This window comes from Chryseobacterium sp. GVT01B (genome assembly GCF_019970045.1).
In the GTDB taxonomy this organism is placed as follows: domain Bacteria; phylum Bacteroidota; class Bacteroidia; order Flavobacteriales; family Weeksellaceae; genus Chryseobacterium.
On the sequence record NZ_JAHXYI010000002.1, the window covers coordinates 672,172 to 691,442 of the forward strand.

Annotated in this window: 21 protein-coding genes; 10 read left to right on the forward strand and 11 right to left on the reverse strand. The window is 34.7% G+C overall.

What is annotated here, in order from left to right; genetic code table 11:
• Positions 1-4: 4 nt before the first annotated feature.
• From traK to LC457_RS06540, 6 genes are read right to left on the reverse strand one after another with little or no spacing between them, the layout of a single operon-like run.
• Complete coding sequence (gene traK, locus LC457_RS06515; RefSeq protein WP_209784959.1) at positions 5-628, reverse strand: conjugative transposon protein TraK; 624 nt, start codon at positions 626-628, stop codon at positions 5-7.
• A 12-nt stretch (positions 629-640) separates the two neighbouring features.
• Positions 641-1,633 (reverse strand): conjugative transposon protein TraJ, encoded by a 993-nt coding sequence (traJ, locus tag LC457_RS06520; RefSeq protein WP_209784960.1) that lies wholly within the window; start codon positions 1,631-1,633, stop codon positions 641-643.
• Between the two features lies 1 nt (position 1,634).
• Entirely contained in the window at positions 1,635-2,246 is a 612-nt protein-coding gene (locus tag LC457_RS06525) for a DUF4141 domain-containing protein (protein WP_374200536.1), read from the reverse strand.
• A gap of 40 nt (positions 2,247-2,286) precedes the next feature.
• The gene (locus LC457_RS06530) at positions 2,287-4,794 is read right to left on the reverse strand and encodes a TraG family conjugative transposon ATPase (RefSeq protein ID WP_209784962.1); all 2,508 of its coding nucleotides are present in this window, start codon (positions 4,792-4,794) and stop codon (positions 2,287-2,289) included.
• Complete coding sequence (locus tag LC457_RS06535; protein WP_209784963.1) at positions 4,791-5,123, reverse strand: DUF4133 domain-containing protein; 333 nt, start codon at positions 5,121-5,123, stop codon at positions 4,791-4,793. Before LC457_RS06535 ends, LC457_RS06530 begins: the two co-directional genes overlap by 4 nt.
• A gap of 10 nt (positions 5,124-5,133) precedes the next feature.
• Positions 5,134-5,439 carry a DUF4134 domain-containing protein gene (locus LC457_RS06540; protein ID WP_209784964.1) on the reverse strand — a complete coding sequence of 102 codons (306 nt, stop codon included), beginning with the start codon at positions 5,437-5,439 and terminating at the stop codon, positions 5,134-5,136.
• Positions 5,440-5,699: 260 nt separating this feature from the next.
• Here LC457_RS06540 and LC457_RS06545 point away from each other — a divergent pair, with 260 nt between their 5' ends.
• The 3 genes from LC457_RS06545 to LC457_RS06555 are packed head-to-tail and all read left to right on the forward strand — an operon-like array spanning position 5,700 to position 7,635.
• The gene (locus tag LC457_RS06545; protein ID WP_209784965.1) at positions 5,700-6,530 is read left to right on the forward strand and encodes an ATP-binding cassette domain-containing protein; all 831 of its coding nucleotides are present in this window, start codon (positions 5,700-5,702) and stop codon (positions 6,528-6,530) included.
• An 8-nt stretch (positions 6,531-6,538) separates the two neighbouring features.
• Positions 6,539-7,261, forward strand: a complete 723-nt coding sequence (locus LC457_RS06550; protein WP_209784966.1) for a hypothetical protein — start codon at positions 6,539-6,541, stop codon at positions 7,259-7,261.
• 2 nt (positions 7,262-7,263) lie between these two features.
• Entirely contained in the window at positions 7,264-7,635 is a 372-nt protein-coding gene (locus LC457_RS06555) for a GntR family transcriptional regulator (protein ID WP_209784967.1), read from the forward strand.
• 15 nt (positions 7,636-7,650) lie between these two features.
• Here the strand turns inward: LC457_RS06555 and LC457_RS06560 are convergent, their stop codons facing one another.
• From LC457_RS06560 to LC457_RS06570, 3 genes are read right to left on the reverse strand one after another with little or no spacing between them, the layout of a single operon-like run.
• Positions 7,651-8,262 carry a hypothetical protein gene (locus LC457_RS06560; protein WP_209784968.1) on the reverse strand — a complete coding sequence of 204 codons (612 nt, stop codon included), beginning with the start codon at positions 8,260-8,262 and terminating at the stop codon, positions 7,651-7,653.
• A gap of 11 nt (positions 8,263-8,273) precedes the next feature.
• Entirely contained in the window at positions 8,274-8,669 is a 396-nt protein-coding gene (locus LC457_RS06565) for a DUF3408 domain-containing protein (RefSeq protein ID WP_209784969.1), read from the reverse strand.
• 3 nt (positions 8,670-8,672) lie between these two features.
• On the reverse strand, positions 8,673-9,437 hold the full coding sequence (locus LC457_RS06570) for a ParA family protein (RefSeq protein ID WP_209784970.1): 765 nt from the start codon (positions 9,435-9,437) through the stop codon (positions 8,673-8,675).
• A gap of 588 nt (positions 9,438-10,025) precedes the next feature.
• Here LC457_RS06570 and mobA point away from each other — a divergent pair.
• The 3 genes from mobA to mobC all read left to right on the forward strand — a co-directional run bounded on the left by mobA (position 10,026) and on the right by mobC (position 13,861).
• The gene (gene mobA, locus LC457_RS06575; protein ID WP_209784971.1) at positions 10,026-10,460 is read left to right on the forward strand and encodes a conjugal transfer protein MobA; all 435 of its coding nucleotides are present in this window, start codon (positions 10,026-10,028) and stop codon (positions 10,458-10,460) included.
• Between the two features lie 4 nt (positions 10,461-10,464).
• A complete protein-coding gene (gene mobB / locus LC457_RS06580; RefSeq protein WP_209784972.1) occupies positions 10,465-11,751 on the forward strand; it encodes a conjugal transfer protein MobB in 1,287 nt (428 codons plus the stop codon).
• A 115-nt stretch (positions 11,752-11,866) separates the two neighbouring features.
• A complete protein-coding gene (gene mobC, locus LC457_RS06585) occupies positions 11,867-13,861 on the forward strand; it encodes a conjugal transfer protein MobC (protein WP_209784973.1) in 1,995 nt (664 codons plus the stop codon).
• A gap of 54 nt (positions 13,862-13,915) precedes the next feature.
• On the opposite strand, the gene LC457_RS06590 is transcribed toward mobC, so the two are convergent.
• Both LC457_RS06590 and LC457_RS06595 read right to left on the reverse strand, forming a co-directional pair.
• On the reverse strand, positions 13,916-14,761 hold the full coding sequence (locus tag LC457_RS06590; protein ID WP_209784974.1) for an RteC domain-containing protein: 846 nt from the start codon (positions 14,759-14,761) through the stop codon (positions 13,916-13,918).
• Positions 14,762-14,807: 46 nt separating this feature from the next.
• Positions 14,808-16,511, reverse strand: coding sequence for an AraC family transcriptional regulator (locus LC457_RS06595; RefSeq protein WP_209784975.1), 1,704 nt, complete (start codon positions 16,509-16,511; stop codon positions 14,808-14,810).
• A gap of 277 nt (positions 16,512-16,788) precedes the next feature.
• Here LC457_RS06595 and LC457_RS06600 point away from each other — a divergent pair, with 277 nt between their 5' ends.
• From LC457_RS06600 to LC457_RS06615, 4 genes are read left to right on the forward strand one after another with little or no spacing between them, the layout of a single operon-like run.
• Positions 16,789-17,013 carry a hypothetical protein gene (locus tag LC457_RS06600; protein ID WP_209784976.1) on the forward strand — a complete coding sequence of 75 codons (225 nt, stop codon included), beginning with the start codon at positions 16,789-16,791 and terminating at the stop codon, positions 17,011-17,013.
• A gap of 16 nt (positions 17,014-17,029) precedes the next feature.
• The gene (locus LC457_RS06605) at positions 17,030-17,197 is read left to right on the forward strand and encodes a hypothetical protein (protein ID WP_209784977.1); all 168 of its coding nucleotides are present in this window, start codon (positions 17,030-17,032) and stop codon (positions 17,195-17,197) included.
• 19 nt (positions 17,198-17,216) lie between these two features.
• Positions 17,217-18,731, forward strand: a complete 1,515-nt coding sequence (locus tag LC457_RS06610; RefSeq protein WP_209784978.1) for a MauE/DoxX family redox-associated membrane protein — start codon at positions 17,217-17,219, stop codon at positions 18,729-18,731.
• 21 nt (positions 18,732-18,752) lie between these two features.
• Positions 18,753-19,025, forward strand: coding sequence for a DUF6520 family protein (locus LC457_RS06615; RefSeq protein WP_209784979.1), 273 nt, complete (start codon positions 18,753-18,755; stop codon positions 19,023-19,025).
• Positions 19,026-19,271: the final 246 nt, after the last annotated feature.

Sequence of the window (19,271 nt, forward strand, 5' to 3'; positions counted from 1 at the left end):
TTTTTTAACGTTCAACAGTTTCTACATCTTTGTTTTCAACAACAGTAAATTTTTCTATGGTAAATCCCTGAGGATTGCTGTCGGAACGGACAGAATTAACAAGAGAACACTCGGTAAACAGACTTCTGGTTGTAAGATTACTTGATCTTATAATAAACTGTTTTGCAAATGTTTTTACTTGATAAGGGTAATTATTAAAGTCGGCAATGACACTGTCAATCTCAATCCGCTGCTGTATATTACCGGAAATCATTCTGTTGTAATATCCCTTCTCAGAAAGATCCTTATAATAGTTATATGCAGACTGGTCAGCCAGATTAAATGCTCTTTTGACATTACTCTCAATAGCATTCTTATCCGGTGCTATAGTAAAGAAAAGCTCGTGAAAACGCCTTATATGCTCTCTGGCTTCTACAGGCCGGTTAATTGACATATCCTGGGATAATGCAAGCATTAAAGACTTACCGTTATCAAGTACATAAATTTTCTCACGCTGTTTTTCAGCGAACTGGTAGGATTTAAACACTACTACACCCACTACACCAAAACATAAAACAGCAAAAACAAAAGTGAACAAACGAATCTGTTTGAAACTGCTTTCAATATTTCTTAAAGTTTTAAATTCCATAGGATACTATTTTTATTTTAATAATCTGCCTGAAATATTACCGGTAGCAGAACCTGCTGCCGCTCCTGCAATATTGCTTGATTTTGTGGCAGTCTGGTTGACATTGCGCATAAAGTTTCCTCCACCTCCCGCCTGAATCACCCATCCGGTGACAGTTGGAACGGTAAAGTAGCCTATAATACCGATCACCATATAAATGATGTACACTGTATTGGAAGTATCAGGGATAAAGTCAGGATCTGCCAGCATTTCTATGTCTCTTTCTATAATGAGCGACTGAATCTTGGCAAGAATAGAACTGAATATATCTGCAACAGGCAGCCATAAATACACGCTGATGTAGCGGGTGAGCCACTGCGTTAATGTTGTCTGAAATCCATCCCAAACCGATATTGCAAATGCAATAGGTCCTAATATAGAAAGTACTATCAGAAAAAAAGTTCGTATGGTATCAATAGCCAAAGCAGCTGCCTGAAAAAGAATTTCCAGAAATTCACGGAAACCGTCTCTTATGTTTTTTTTTATCTCAAACATTTCTCTTTCAATATACATACCCGACATTGTAATCAGATCAGAAGGTGACCAGCCCATTTCTTCCAGTTTTTTATCAAACTCTTCATTGGAAATCAGATAAGCCATTTCAGGGTTCCTTAACATAGCTTCCCTCTCTAAAAGGTCTTTTTTCTGCTGCAGCTCATTGAGGTTCAACACTTGATTTTCAAGCATCGCATGGCTTCCTTGAACAATCGGGCTGAGAACACCATTAATACTGCCTAAGACCAAAGTGCTGAAAAACATAATGCAGATCCCAATAGCAAAAGGCCTGAGCATTGGAAACAGATCTATAGGTTCAGCACGGCTCAGCGACTGCCATACCTTGATGGCAACATAAAATAATGCTCCCAATCCTGCAACTCCTTTGGCAACAACGGCCATATCCGCACACAATGGCATCATCTCTTCATAAACTGAGCGCAGCACTTCATGTAAATTAGTAGGCTCCATCTTACCAGTATTTTTGGTTAGAAGTTCCATAGAGATTGAGCACCCTCTGCGTATTATTCTGCTTTTTTGCTCTGAGATAGCTTACCGAAATATTCTTATTGGTATAGTAGCGTACCAGATTATGATACTCTTTCACTTCTTTATATACTCTGTCGATAATATCCATTCTTTCTTTGTCATTTAAAGAAAGACCATTAGAGGTAATTATTTGTTTCAATTCTTTTAAAAGCTCGGTACTCTCAGTAAGCAGAGCTGAATAGCCGTTGGCAATAGCTGTCAGTTCCTGGGCATTGAAATTCGGATCATTAAGCATTTTTCCGAAGTTATTGACGTACATTTCTGAAACATCACCCACGAGCAGAACCGTCTGCTGCACCTTTCTTGCGTCTTTCACCAGATTATTGATGGCTTTCAGCTGGTCATAATACTCTTTTCCCTGTTCATAAACTTTCTTGACTTCATTAAAGTTTTTAACCACATTGGAAACTGTTGAAGAAGTTTGCACAATTTCATTAGCGGAATTAAGAATACCCGATGCTAGGTTTGCAGGATCTGTAACTACAAATTGTGCTTTCGCAAATGATGTAAAGGATATAGCAACTGCTATAACCATAGTAATAATTAGATTTTTCATTGTTCTAAATAGTAATTGGTTAATTTTCTTTGGTAGGTTTAATTCTCTTAAGAGATATTCTCCTGATGGCGTGTTGCATATTTCCATCAAGCTTATCAGCCTCATTCATGACTTCCATCTTTTCGGTTTCCTCTGTAGTATAAGCCAGATATTCCTCATTGGAAACTTCTGTGGCGTATACCGCTGAGTGAGTACCTCCCAGTCCGATCCATACCTCTTTATACAGTCTTTTGGGATCATTGTTCATATTAATGGAAAGAACCTGTGCTTTTTCTTTATCCGTCAATCCTAACATAGTCTGGATATCATCAAACTTGTTCATATATTTTCGTTGGTCAAGTAAGATCTTGCAGTCTGAATTATTAATAATACTCTCTTTAACAATAGGTGAATGAATGATATCATCCACTTCCTGAGTAACCACAATAGCTTCCCCGAAAAACTTTCTGACCGTCTTAAAAAGGTACTTGATGTATTCTGCCATACCTTCTTTAGCAATTGCCTTCCATGCTTCTTCGATGAGAATCAGTTTTCGGATCCCCTTCAGCCTTCTCATTTTATTGATAAAAACTTCCATGATGATAATGGTGACAATCGGAAATAAGATTTTGTGATCCTTAATAGCATCAATTTCAAAGACAATAAAACGTTTGGAAAGAAGATCGAGCTGCTTTTCGGAATTCAGCAGGTAGTCATATTCACCACCTTTATAATAAGGTTCTAAAACATTTAAAAAATTAGCAATATCAAAATCCTTTTCTCTTACTTTTTTCTGCTCTAGCACTTTCTGGTAATCATTGCTGACATACTCATAAAAACCATTGAAAGAAGGATGCTCTTCCCTGCTTTTAATCTTTTCAATATATCCGCTAACCGCATTGGACAGCGCCACCTCCTCGGAACGTGAGGGTGGTTCATCATCTCTTTTCCACAAGGTTAAAATCAGCGTTTTAATGCTTTCTCTTTTTTCAATGTCAAATACTCCATCATCTGTATAAAAAGGATTAAAAGCAATAGGATTGTCTTCTGTGTACGTAAAGTATACTCCATCCCCTCCTTTTGTCTTTCCCTTGATAAGTTCACACAATCCCTGATAGGAATTCCCGGTATCAACCAGTAAGACATGAGCACCCTGCTCATAATATTGTCTTACCATGTGGTTGGTAAAAAATGATTTGCCGCTCCCTGACGGTCCCAGAATAAATTTATTACGATTGGTAATAATGCCCTGTTTCATCGGAAGATCCGAAATATCCAGATGGATAGGTTTACCCGTGAGCCGGTCAGCCATCTTAATTCCAAAAGGTGATGGGGAATCCTGGTAGTTTGTTTCCTCAGTAAAAAAGCAAAGTGCAGGCGCTATGAATGTATAAAAGCTTTCTTCGCTTGGAAAATCCCCCGCATTTCCCGGAATTCCTGCCCAATACAAAGTTGCTGTATCTGTCGTATTATGTCTTGGTTTACATTCCATCAGGGCTAACGCGCTCCCGGTATCATTTTTCAGCTGCTTTAACTCCGAAGGATTATCAGACCATGACATGACATTAAAATGAGCACGAACAGACTGCAAACCAAAAGAATGAGCTTCATTAAGGTATTTTTCAATCCATTCTTTATTAATCTGATTGGCCCTGCTGTATCTAGCCAGAGAATGCATATTCCTTGCGGACTTTTCAAATTGTCTCAGATTTTCATCACTGTTATCAATGAAAATATATTGGTTGTATATATGATTACAGCTGAGTAACAATCCTACAGGAGAAGCAAATGAAAGCAGGCAGTCACTCCGGTCGGTACTGAGTTTTTCATAACGGCTGTGTGAGGACACCGTTCCCGGTAAATCATCAGTATCCGACAATGTATGCATGCTAATCCGATTGTTTCCAATACGCATTTCTTCTGATCCCAGCTTAATATCCTGTAAAGAAGGATAAGCCTCTCTCGACAAGGTTAGATATTGTTCGAGAATACCTGACTGGTAAGGTGTACCCGCTATTTCATCTTCAGTCATTCTTTCCAGATGAATATAACCACTATCATTTATAATTCTTTCAAACTGGTCTACCGCCTCCATAAACCGTATCATGACTTCTTTGCCTTCAATTTCTCTGGGAATCAATTGTCCTTTGCACAAGGATGAAAAATTACTCTGCGTACGCAGCCTCTCTTTACTTGTTTTGCTGATAAACAGATAACAGTAATGATTTAAAAAGGGTCTGTCATTGAAATGCCTTTCAAAAGATGCTGAAAGAAAGCTTTGATCTTCCTTTGACGGATCCGGACCATAGTTTTCTTTAATATACCAGTCTTGTTTATGAACAATACTGTAATCAGGAAGCGTTTTAATCGCCTTGAACCATGAGCCGTGGATGGCATCATACTCTGCAGAGGCAACTGTAAAAAGCTCAGGTAACCTTACTTTAAAACAAACCGTTACGTCTGCTTCTTTTGAAATAATGCAATTGTTTTCTATGGCAAGCAGTGGAAATTTACTCTCCAGAGTTGCTGTTTTGGAGGTATTTCTCATGAGATTTCTTTTTGATTATTTTTTCTCAGATACCGGAAAATACATTTGCGGCTAATGATATACCGGGGATGTTTTCTTTGCCCCCTTATCTTCATGAGCCCATGCTCCCCATATTTACTGTTGAGGGAGAAAGTCTGCCAGATCAGGATCCCGCTGCTGCCGCTGCCAAATATCAAACAGACGTAAGGGTTTATATCTGTTATATACATGATTATAACCAGTATCAATACTGCTAAAAGACCGCCCGCGAAAATAAAAAGATATTGCGCCTTTAACCCTTTAAACTCTACCACTCTTCCGATTCCTTTGTTGATATGATACGTATTCATAATCAATATTTTAAAGAAAGAATGAACGCAGAATGGTTGCTGCTACAATGAGGAAGATACAGGCACCAAACCAACTTGCTGCAGTCTTACTCGTGTCAGGATCGCCACTGCTGAACTTGTTGTAGACCTTAACACCTCCTATCAACCCGACAACAGCTCCAATGGCATAGATTAGTTGAGTGGCCGGCTCAAAGTATGAGGTCACCATTTGGGTAGCCTCATTGATTCCCGCACTACCATTTCCCTGTGCATACACCCCTGTTGTAAACAATAATGCTAAGCTTACATACAGCCGTTTTTTTCTTTGTTTTTCCATTTTTTACCTTTTTAGTTATATACCTGCACCCTGCAGGATTCTGAAACAAAAATGATGGAGAAAAACCGTCTGATTTTTAATTGTCTTTGAAGAGTAATATTTGGCTTCATAAGTCTCAACAGAAGCTTAAAAAGCTAAATATCAGCAATATAAAAAAGTGTAGTGAAAAATCTACAGAAGAATCATTAGACAAAATTAGGTTGATTGAAATGTAAGATCATACATTTGCAGTGTACTATAAAACCAGTACACTAAAACACATGATTACATTTAAAAATTTATCCTTCGCTTATGCGAAAAAAAAAGTACTGAATGATATTAACCTTCAGTACGAGCCTGGTAAAATATATTATTTACTTGGACCAAATGGGTTCGGAAAATCAACTCTTTTGCGATGCATTGCGGGTTTGCATCATCCACAAAATGGGAGTGTTGAGGTTAATAATTCTCCCGCCTTCGAGCGGAATTTAAAACAGCTCCAGGATATTTGCTTTATCTCAGATGGAATGTATTGCCCAGACATGCTTGTAACAAAGTTTGTGACTCTATATGGTCGTTTATACCCACGGTTCAATACAGAGTTTTTTTTCAAATATCTTCATATGTTTGAAGTAAAAGAAGATTCTCATATTTCTGAGCTGAGCTTTGGACAAAGAAAAAAACTTTTTCTGGCCTTTGCTTTTGCTACTAACGCCAGGATCATTTTGTTGGACGAACCAATCAATGGTCTTGATATTAAGAGTAAAAAGGAATTTAGGAAAATTCTTGCCGAAACGGCCAATGATGATAAAATGGTCATTATTGGGACCCACGATATTTCAGATATGGATGTATTGGCAGATGGTATTACCGTTCTGGGGCAACAAAAAGTTATATTTCATCAAAGTACCTCCGATATCCTTAACAAATTAGACTTTGATATTGTGAAAGATCCTACAGAAGCAGAACAAGCTTTATACAGTGAACAAACCTATAAGGGATTTATGACCATTAGTCCTAATCTTACACAAAAGGAAACAAATTTAAATATTGAATTGTTGTATCATGCTTTACTTAATCAACAAGAAAAAATAACGTTACTATTTAAATAAAATAAATTATGAAAGAATTTTTTTCAATCTCCCGGTTTAACAAGTTTTTAGCTATCGAATGGCAAACAAATCGTAAAAAATACATGTTTATCATCATGGCGATGTTTGCTTTTTGGCTTCTATACAGTTTAACAGCCCTCTGGCTTATTACTCAAAAAAAAGATATATTTACTAACCTTACCAGCATTAAATTAGCATTTTTTCTTCAGATGTTTGGTTTTATAAGCTTTTTGGCTTCCGGAAGTTTTGCAGATCTTGGTACCGATAATAACAAATCGATCTACATCCTGATGCTTCCTAACACAACTGCAGAAAAATATATTGCAAAGTTTATGATAACCGCAATTTTGTTTTGGATTGTATTTTTTATCAGTGCTTTTATTGGTTTATATTTTCTTTGGAATATTTTCTATCCCATGGCCTTACAGCATATTTCTGCTGATTTTGTGGCAATAAAAAAAATTGATGTCTGGACGAATATTAAAGTCATGACTGACATTAAATGTATTACCTTTGCTTTCTTCTTTCATTCAGCTTTCACTTTGGGATCCATCATTCTAGGTAAATTTAAATACATCAAAACTTTATTAGTCATTACTTTATTCTATTTTGCATTAGCTTTAGTAAATTTGCAAGTAAAAGCAGATACGCTTTATCTTTTTATTTATGGATTCTTTACCTTTAGTTTTTGGCTTATAGCGTATCGAAAACTAAAAAATTATAGTTTGTAAAAATGCAGTTCAGAGATCAAATACCAATTTATCTACAAATAGCAGATATCATTTGCGAAAATATTCTTTTAAAACAGTGGCTACCGGAACAACGTATTCCTTCTATAAGGGATTTTGCCACACAGCTCATTGTAAACCCTAACACGATTGTGCGCACCTATGAATTTCTTGAGCAAAAAAGGATCATTATGAATCAACGCGGTATTGGTTTCTCTATAACTAAGGAAGGATACGAGCTGGTACTTGCCTATAAAAAGGAAGATTTTATTAAAAAGGATCTTCCTCATTTTTTCAAACAATTATACCTGCTCAATCTAGATATACATAATCTTGAAGAAGATTTTAACAAGTTTTGCGAAAATTATAAAAAATAATTACTGTTGAAAAGCTTATATAAACTCTTCAATATCAAAATCATTGACAGTACTAAAAGGATCGGTTTCAGCTTCAGAAGGATATGTATTGTCCAATAGCCTTGCTATTTTGAGTGAGGAATTTTCTATGGAATTTTCCAACAGACTTAAGAGCTCGGTTCCATGAACTTTTTGAATAATATGTATCACATCTTTTTCCAAAGCAGGTTCTAATATCTTTTGTTGAAGTAACTTTCCTACTGTGGTCAATTCTTCAAAAGTGACCCCTGAGGCAAAGCCACTTTCGGTACCATTATTCGCTTGATAAAGCCAATCTTCCTCCTCTTTTTCCAAATCTTTCATTGTAATAAGAATTTCATTTAAATCGTTCCTCTGATCGATATTGTCAATAATTTCGTCAAAAGTTTCTGAATTTAAATTTTCTGAGAATTTTTCATTGTAGTGAATAGGTCTTTCAACAGCGCTGAATAAGTTTATATCTTTAGTGTCCTTTTTTGTATTGCCCATTATCGATGGAAAATCACGCGTACTTTTATCCTTTGATTTCTCTATATAGGTTTTGGGCTTTTTATCCAAAACAATCAATACAATGACTATAATTAAGCCTATTATAATAATGTGTTCCATAAGTTGATATATTAAAAGATAGGACGGTATTTATTGTTAAAGTCCTCTGTAATTTCTTTCTCAAACATCTCAAAATGATGCGCTAGAATATTATCAAGATATGCATACAAAGGAATTTGGTCATCCGCTATAATTTGTATTATTCTTGTTAAACGTTCGTGATATTCAGGTCGTATATAAATACTTTTATCACCGCGTTTGCTCATCGTATGATACTTCAGAAACTTCTCATCATATGTCAATTCATAGTTCTTCTTGGTCTTAACTTTATGGCTTACTGTCTCTGAAGCTTTTCCCGTTATATTTTTATGAGCATCTAATTCTTTTTTTGTTTCACCTGCCATAATAGACATCAGATACTGTTCATCAATACGATTCTCTTCATTTTTATTATTATGGTCTTCCATACTTTATAATTTGACAATCTCTAAAAATTCATTCATAAACTGATCAAATCTACATATTGCCATCAATTTTGGATCAGCTGGTAATAAGGTCGATTTGAAGACAGTTTTGGCAATCTCTCCTTCCTTACGAAATCTTTTACTGTCTGTAACCCTTGTATTCATTAACTGAAGACCTAAATCATCGATAATTTTTTCATAATTTTCATATAATAAGGTTTTTTCTCTACCGTCAACCTGATTCCAGAAAAGCTGAATACTTCTAATCTCAGTATATTTTTCCTTCATAAGCACATTGGTCAATACATCTGTAAAGCTGAGCGCACTTTCTAGTACCAGGCGATCTGCTGTGATAGGAGAAAATATATGATTAATACTTGCAAGCGCTCTTAAAACACCTGCTGTATTAACTGTTCCTGGTAAATCTAAAAATATAATATCAGGTCTTATTTCCTGATGATCTAAATATTTTTCAATTTCCTCCAAAACCGTGTCTGCTCTAGTCTGGAAAATTGGATAAGCCTTTTTATTTATGGTAGTAAACTGTTTATGAGCCATTTTTTTTAATACTTCATTTTGCATTACCGTTTTTAAGTCCCTTTCCCTCATTTGTATTAAACTGTACTGGGGAAAGTCACAGTCAAATACTGCAACATTATATCCCAGACGATAATGAAGAATACTGGCAGTAAGAGTTGTAAATGTGCTTTTTCCTACCCCACCCTTTTGAGTGGAGAATGTAATAATGGATGGTCGTTTTTTTGTCTGCATTTTATTTGATATTTAATTGTTAATATTTGATCTGTAGAGGGTCCATTTAGGTGTGATATACAGCTGATAGCCGGAAGCCCTGAGTTCTGGATAGCTTCTTAACGCAATTTCAATCAATCAATCAATCAATCAATCAATCAATCAATCAATCCTGAATGAAAGGATCCAATATATTCTGCTGCATTGAAGTCCTTAATGAATCCCTTTTATCCTGCCTGAGTTTCTTGAAACGATCCTGAACGCTTGCATGCAGGGGCTCAGGATATCAAACAAGATAATTTGACAGCAATCTTGCTGAGAGTCTTGCGCAAATAAAAAGTATATAACTGCCACCTATTCTTCTACTGTTGTCTTTGGCTTGCAGTGTCTATGTTTGGCGCTTTTATTATTATCTATATTCTTTACTATTCAGAGTTACTTTGTAACAGTAAAAAACATTGGTTATTAAGGGGTTATTCTTTCACCCGAAAGGGGCAAGTTGTGTTTTGAGCATCTCGAAATGATTTCCGATGCTAAAAACAACTTGCCCTTGCAGGGGGCAGAAAAACAACCTCCGAAGTCGGTGTTTATATATTAAAGTAGAAGATTATGAATGATAAAAACAATGAACAAAAGAAAAAGGGAGGACGACATCCTAAAGTTGATCCTGCCAAGATTAGATATACTATCTCTTTGAATGAAGCTGAACATGCCCGTTTCCTTAGTTTATTCGAACAGTCCGGAATGAATGTAAAAGCCCATTTTATTACCTCCTGTATTTTTGATAAAAAGATACAAACCATCAGAATTGATAAAGGAACCATTGATTTTTACATGAGATTGACTTCATTTTACAGTCAGTTTCGCTCAGTGGGTATCAATTACAATCAGATTGTGAAGATCCTTTACAGCAACTTTTCTGAAAAAAAAGCTGCATTATTTCTGTATAAACTGGAAAAACAAACATTAGAAATGATAGAAATTTTAAAAAAAGTTATTCAGATTACCGGGGACTTTGAGCAGAAACATTTACAAAATAAATAATAAAATGATCGCAAAAATCGGAAGAAGCAGTAATCTCTTTGGAGCTTTATCATATAACAATATAAAAGTGCAGCAAGAAAAAGGTAAAATTCTTTTTACCCATAAGATAGTGGAAACAAGCTGTGGAGAGTTTACAATCCCAGAATTAATGCGTTCTTTTGAGCCCTACCTTCTCTCTAACCGAAAAACAGAAAAGCATACATTACATATTTCCATTAATCCCGACCCAAAAGATAAGGTTTCCAACGAACAATTTAAGCAAATTGCTGAGCAATACATGCAGGAAATGGGTTATGGAGACCAGCCTTTTATAGTCTTCAAACATACAGATATTGAAAGAAGTCACATTCATATTGTATCTGTCTGTATAGATGATACAGGTAAAAAGATTTCTGATTCATTCGAGAAAATAAGATCAATGAAAGCCTGCCGGAAGTTGGAAAAAAAATTTGGTTTGCTCTGTGCAGTTGATAAAGTACCCCGGAAAAATGATAAGATTTTCCAGCCAGTGGATTATGTAAAAGGTAATATAAAAAGTCAGATCTCTTCAGTTATCCGCCACCTGCCCCAATACTATCAGTTTCAGAGTTTGGGTGAATACAATGCTCTTCTCTCTCTTTTTAATATTACCACTGAAAAAGTGGAAGGTAAGCTGCATGGAAAACTAAAAAAAGGTTTGTTGTACTTTCCCTTAAATGAGTCGGGTAAAAAAACAGGAAGTCCATTGAAAGCTTCCTTAATTGGAAAAAACACCGGTATTGATTTTCTTGAAAAACATTTTGAGTATAATAGGACAAATATGAAAAATCATTGGGTCAAATCCATCCTAAAATCAAAAATCGGGGATGCTTTACACTATTCAAAAGGTGAACAAGACTTAAAAAAACAATTGGCTGACAAAGGCATTGATATGGTTGTGAGAAGAAATGAACAAGGAAGGATATATGGTATGACATTTATTGATCATCACTCTAAAACAATTTGGAACGGATCAAGGTTAGGCAAAGAGTTTTCTGCGAGTTCATTTAATGATTGCTGGAATAATACAAATGAAGATAATAAAGACCTTTCTGAAAAACAATTCTCAATTTTAAAGCTGGGAAATCTGTTCAATTTTGATGAAACAGGTGTGCACCATTTATTTGATTTTTCCAACACTCTTTCAAAACAGGATGATAATATTCTTAATGTATTAAGTGGCCTGCTTCCAGAAATACAGGAAGATGATTATGAAGAAATTGATTTTATGAAGAAAATGAAAAGAAAAAAGAATAGGTTCCGGGAAAAATGATAGATATCTGTTGGGGCAGTCTTATTGGACAATGATAGCCAAAGAGGACCAGAAAATACTTCTGGCTGCTGATAAAGCATTTGTATGAATATATTGTTTGGCAAATAATTCATATATGCAAGGGGAAGACGACTTGAGAGGCTTAGCCAAAATAATGGCTTTCATGAGAGCCGTGAGTATCATACTAATATTAATGCACCTTTATTGGTTTTGTTACCCTTTCTTTTTAGGGCGTGGTTGGACTTTAGGTATCATTAACAAAATATTAGTCAATTTCAACACAACTGCAGCTTTATTTTCACATACTATTTTCTCTAAACTTTTTGGCTTCGTATTGCTTGCAGTAAGCTGCTTAGGTACCAAGGGCGTTAAAAATGAAAAGATAAACAGGTCGAAAATCAACGGAGCATTAAGCATAGGATTCGTTTTGTTCTTTCTGAATACACCTATACTGAAGTTTTCATCACCTATTGCTTCACAACTTTATATCCTTACTACTGGCTTAGGGTATATCTCTCTTATGGCAGCAGGAATCTGGATGGGTCGTCTTTTGAAAAGTAATCTGATGAATGATGTATTCAATAGTGAAAATGAAAGTTTTCAACAGGAAACAAAATTACTATACAATGAATATTCTGTTAATATCCCAACAAAATTTTATTATCGTGGCCATTGGAACAACGGGTGGATTAATGTGGTGAATCCATTTAGGGCAACGATTGTACTAGGTACTCCAGGTTCGGGTAAATCATTTGCCATCATCAACAGTTATATCAGGCAACACATTGAAAAAGGATTTTCAATGTATATCTATGACTTTAAATTTGACGACTTGTCTACCATCGCCTATAATCATCTTCTTCTCCATTCTAATGCTTATAAAATAAAACCGAAGTTCTACATCATCAACTTTGATAATCCCCGAAAAAGCCATAGGTGTAATCCTTTACATCCGGATTTCATGACTGATATATCCGATGCCTATGAAGCTGCTTATACCATCATGCTCAACCTTAACAGAAGCTGGATACAGAAGCAAGGTGACTTTTTTGTGGAAAGCCCAATTATTCTTTTAGCAGCAGTTATTTGGTTTTTGAAAATTTATGAAAATGGTCAATACTGTACTTTCCCACATGCAATTGAACTTTTGAATAAAAAATATGAAGATATATTTACAATTTTAACCTCATATTCCGAATTAGAAAACTATCTCTCTCCTTTTATGGATGCATGGAAGGGAGGTGCGCAGGACCAGCTGCAGGGACAAATCGCTTCGGCAAAAATTCCATTATCAAGAATGATCTCCCCACAACTTTATTGGGTGATGACCGGTGATGATTTTTCGCTGGATATTAATAATCCTGAGGAACCCAAGATACTATGTATAGGTAATAATCCCGACCGCCAGAATATTTACTCCGCTGCATTAGGTCTCTACAATTCAAGAATTGTTAAATTGATCAATAAAAAAGACCGCTTGAAAAGTTCAGTAATCATTGATGAACTACCCACTATCTATTTCAGGGGTCTTGATAACCTGATTGCAACAGCGAGAAGCAATAAAGTTTCGGTTTGTTTAGGATTTCAGGATTTCTCACAATTAACAAGAGACTATGGCGACAAAGAAAGCAGAGTGATTCAGAATACTGTCGGAAATATTTTCAGCGGTCAGGTGGTAGGAGAAACAGCTAAAACGTTGTCAGAACGTTTTGGGAAGATACTGCAAAAAAGACAGAGTATATCCATTAACAGAAATGATACCTCCACCTCTATTTCAACACAATTGGACAGTCTGATCCCTGCTTCTAAAATTTCAACGTTAACACAGGGATTTTTTGTGGGCGCGGTTTCAGATAATTATGATGAAAGAATAGAACAGAAAATATTTCACTCGGAGATTGTCGTAGATCACGTTAAGCTTTCTGCAGAATTAAAAAAATATCAAAGAATACCACAGATTCGGTCTTTTGTTAGTGAGGAAGGAAATGATACTATGCAGAAAGAAATTAATAATAACTATAACCGTATTAAAGCTGATATTCTTTCCGTTATTACAAGTGAGATAGAAAGAATCAATAGTGATCCTAATCTAAAACATCTGATTCAGTAAGATAAAAAAGCCTCAGTAAGATTAGTCGTTATTGAGGCTTTACCAATTCCTAAGTCATTCTCCTTCTGCATTCATAAAATGCTGATTTAGATTATCACTGATTAACTGTAAAAATTTAGTAGGTCCTTGTTTGCGGTTCCTGATTTCAAATACGGTTTTATGAAAATTTCCAAGGTCAGTATTTAAAGATTTCTCTACAAATTTGATGACCTCGCTTAATTCAATATTTCCACCATTAAAACAACGCATATGATAAAGTGCATAAACCAGTTCAATCAAACTGACTTTTGAAGCAGACCATGTTAACGGGGATAAAGTATTCCTACTACTATGGCCCCATAGATTTTCAATCTGTTTTTTTAAATATTGACCCAATTGTTGATTGGCGATAATCCTTGAAACCACTTGATCATGTGATGTGGTAAAGCTGTTGTCAAAATTGTAAAAACCAAATGATAATTTCATTTTCAAATCATAAGAATTCCGGACAAAAATCTTATGATCAAGGTAAGTAGCATCACGCCTGTAATAGCTATAAAATTCTGATTGTGTAGAATAAAATACCTTCAGTTTTTCCTGCTCAGCTTCATAATACTTTTTTAAAACCTTATTACCTGTATTCGGTTTGTGTGACTCAATATCCAAAATAGTGGAATAATAAATAAATTTTGAAATAAACAGAGGCTTGAGATTTTTAAAAAAGTAAACTTCTTCAGCGATATTCTCGAAATGATGTTTTGAAATGATATCCTTTAAGGTCCTGATTGATGCATCAATCAGGAGTAAAGACTTTTCAGAAACCTTTACCATATCTTTGTCATCATCATATATTTCATTAATTTTTAACTCCAGATCTTCATGCAATGCGATAATTTTTCTAAAAATTGTTTTTGTTACCATGTCCTTTTTTTAGAAATTTACAAAATTTTGCGGATCACATACCTAATCAGCTGATTTCCAAATCTTGTTTACGTTTTTTTATATAATCTGCAGGACGAATCCCGTTAATTTCAAAAAAAAGATTGGAAAAATTTTGTCTGGCCGCAATTCCGCACTCATCAGCTAATGCATCAATCTTATATTGAAGATATTTAGTGTCAGTATTGAGGAGATTGGTGATATAGTTGATTCTTAGCTCAGCCATATATTTATTGAAATTCATACCTTTATTCTCATTTATATATATTGATAAATAATGGGCATTCGTTCCTAATTTACTCGCAATATTTTGCTGGGTAAGACCTTTTTTTCTAAATTGCTGTTCCTGTTCAAATTTTTCAAGTTTCTCCTTGATTTCAGACGTTAATTCTGGAGTAAGAAATGTTTTCCTTACTGAGTATTCACCAGCATGTTCTTTTATAAGATGGTTGAGCATATAAGTGCCGTCTGATATTCGTTTTTGCAGAAGATCATATTGCTTTTTAATTTTCTGATCTTTTCTGTATCTTACTATAAAAAATATCAGAATTACAGTTCCCATGAAAATGAGAACTGCCGCAAATATCATTTTATTTCTGCCGGCTTTTTGTATAGCTTCCTTTTCTTCTATCAATGTCCTGCGGTCATAATCTTTATGAAGTTTTGACGAGAGAAAAGCATAATCTTTACTGATCACACTGTCAGCTTTAAGAAGCTGATTGGTATAATAAAGCTGCTGATTAATATCCTTATTTTTATAATAATGAATCAGGAAATTATACCCTTTATAAACTTCAGGCAGGATAAACGCATGCTTTACAAAAATAGAATCTATCTTATTGTAATACTCAATTGAACTATATACATTACTTTGAGCTTCCGAAGTTTTTCCTAAATAATAATATACGACAGAAGCCCAGGCAAAATCATTTCGTTTTAGAATTGTTGGCAATGATTTTTTTAGATCTGATTCAGCCTTTGCATACTCTTTCTTCTGATATTTTGAAATTCCAATACATTTCAGAAAGTAACTGTTTTCCAAAGCAAAATCATTATCGTTTAAGGTTAGCTTATACCCTAATTCACTTAGGCTGTCACTCTTTACAAAACTTTTAAGATATCTGTTGATAACCGTCATTTGATGTAGACAATTAAAATATGCTTTACTATAATTAAATCTTTCATTCTCATGTTGCTTTTCATTCATCTTCGAACTGTAAAATGAAATACAATCATTAAAGTGCTTCAGAGCTTCATCATAATAACCAAGATGCCCTTTAACAATTCCCAGATGATAAATCACTTTATAGTGGTGGTACTCATCATTTGATCCTTTTAAGAATTGATATGCTTTAAGATATTCGTTTAAAGCCAGTTTATATTTCTTATGGTAGAAGTAATAAATAATGCCTTTGCTGAGATAATCTTTACTGATATCACCCGTTGAACCATGAACTAAACTCATACTTATGGCACTGTCAGCATATTTAATTTTGTTATGAAAGTCGAACTGCCTGCCATCCCTGTAGCCTTGAATCAGTTTGTCAGTATTATTTTCTTTCTTAGCTTTTTCAATATATAATTTGACAGCCGGCATTGCATTAATGTCGTCAATAGTCATTTTTTCATAAGTTTTTCTTATTTCATGGAATGTTCTTCCATTTTTATTGTTTGAAAATAATAACTGAGAAAAGGTAGAAAATAGGAAAATAAAATACTTTAACGTTTTCATATACTGATTATTAGAACCTCACCATCTCAAAAATAAACATTTTGTTTTGAAATAAATCATATTTCAGGGAAATGTACTAAAACCAAAGACACTGTTTTCAAAACACTGAATATTAATCAATTATAAGCATTTTAGTAAATGTCTCAATTTTTAAATTGAGACGTATCAATTTAAAAATTGCCCCGAATAACGGTTTTTTTTCACCAATCAGCCCAATAACTTTGACCTTAGAATTCTAATTCAATCCGGCCGGGATAACCCAATTAAAATTATTACCATGAAAAAGTTTATCCCAATTTTAAGTCTTATGATAGGATCAGTTTGTTTGCAAAACTGCATCCATCGCGAGGAAGATATTGATACTCATAGTACACCAAATTATGAGATTAAAGTAAAACTGATGAGGCGGGATTCTGCTAAAATACCAGAGCAGGTAAATAACCCCGAAAAGGATCCTCCTGTACGGGATGGAGACAACTGGCGTCCTTATCAAAATAATTAAACCTTACAAATAATCCATGATTCCTCATACCACCATACCAGTTTTCACCGGCTTACCATGTCCTGCAAGTGGCATCTGGGAAAGTATGGGGAATTTCAAAACTACTGTGACCTTGTTAAAAGGAGATATAATGCCTGAATATTGCGGCCTGAAAACCTATTGGAAATTATTGATTCCTGGTTAAAACTCATAAAAAATAAACCATGAGAAAATTACAAATTATCGCAGCTGAAGTAATATCATATTTCTTTATACTCCTCTTCTGTTACGCAGCCATCAGCAAAATAGCGGATTTCGAAAAATTCACGCTACAAATCTCACAATCTCCTATACTAAATGCTTTTACAAATTCTGTTTCTTATGGGATCCTTGCGATTGAACTTGTCGTCAGTATACTGTTGATTTTTGAACGGACAAGACTCATTGGCCTCTACGGCTCTTTCATACTGATGGTTTTATTCAGCATATACATTTATATTATCCTTCATTACAGCGAATCCATTCCTTGCTCTTGTGGTGGTATTCTTGAAAAAATGGATTGGCATACACATTTCATTTTTAACATTATTGCGACATGCGTAGCAGCCATAGCTATTATTTGGATCACAAGACCAAGCAGAAAATATATATTGATGACAATATTCCTGCTGTTCATTTTTTCACTGCTGAGTGCACTTGTACTTTTTTTACTCTATGAAAAGTCTGAATATATGATCCAGAAAGAAAATAATTTTACCCGTCGGTTTTGGCAGCATCCGGTTGATATGGATAAACACTTCACGCTGACATCTGATTCTTATTATTTTGCAGGAAAAACAAAAGATTCGCTTTATCTGGGAAATATAGAGCAGCCATTTGATTTATATAGCTTAGATACATCCTTTAAGAAAATAAAAGAATACCAGATCATTCCTGACCAGTATGATTTTCTGTTCAGGAGTTCAAAACTGCAGATACATACACCTTACTATTATCTTTATGATGGCACAGTTCCCATAATCTATAAAGGAGAGATAGGAAAACATTCCGCAAAAACCTTAAGTTACAAACAGACCTTCTTTACCCAGCTTCAGGCTACGGATAACAATGAATTCGTGGTGCTCACCTATTCGAAACAAAAAGATATTCAATCTTTAGCATTATTACTTCCTCATTATAACGAGTATGCTATTGTTAAACCTGAACTCCTTGAAAAAATACAAGATGGGATTTTTGATACTGATGGTAAACTATTGTATGATCCGGACTATAAGACAGTTATTTATGTCTATACTTACAAAAATCAGTTTATTGTTCTTGATACTAGCTTGGGATCTAAGAAAACCTATAAAACTATTGATGACATAAGTGCTCCGGATATTGAAGTCATAAAGCTTCCTGATGGAAGTAAAAAGATGAAAAATCCTTCCATTATCGTTAATAAAAATGCATTTGTGTATAAAGGTATTCTGTTTATAGAATCTCCACGCAAAGGAAAATTTGAAAACAAAGCCTCTCAAAATAGCTCATTAATCATTGATATGTATGCTACTGCACGGCAACAGTACTTGGGAAGCTTTTACATTCCCAAAAAAACAGGGAACCCAAAAACAGAATTCTTAATTACGGACAATACACTTTTTGCAATTATAGGAAATGAACTGATAAGATACCGTTTTGCGCAAAACATCATTCAACATTTCATTTCAGGGGAAGCCGAAAACCTGAACAAAGAGTAGGCAAAAAACAATTTTAACGTCATGAAAAGAATGAGAAAAATCGCACTGCCTTTTGCAGTATTTGTCTTAGGCATTGGAAGTGCGTACGCTACAACAGCGGAAAAAGAAACAGCAAAAACCATTGAATTCGGATACCGCTTTAATCCATTAGCGCCACCAGGTATGAAGTGTAATGTGACCACAACCCCCTGCAGTACCATACCATCTGGTGACATATGTACTTACATGGAAGGTTCACAAGAACATAACCTTTTTAAAGAAGGTTGTTTAAGTGTATTATTTAGAGTTCCATAACTAGAAGATGAAGGATGCTAAAAAGCATCCTTCATTTGTTTAATAGAATAATGTTGTCATCTTTAAAAGGATTCCCACACATCTAAAGTCATATTATCACTAACCCCATGTCACCTCTTTTTTTACTAAGGCAATAGTTAACAAAAAATAAAATAAGGAGTATACAATTGACAGTTGTTCCGTTAACGAATTTTAAATCGCAGCAGTAAAGTAGCTTTTTATAATATTAAAAGGTTGAAAATTGTT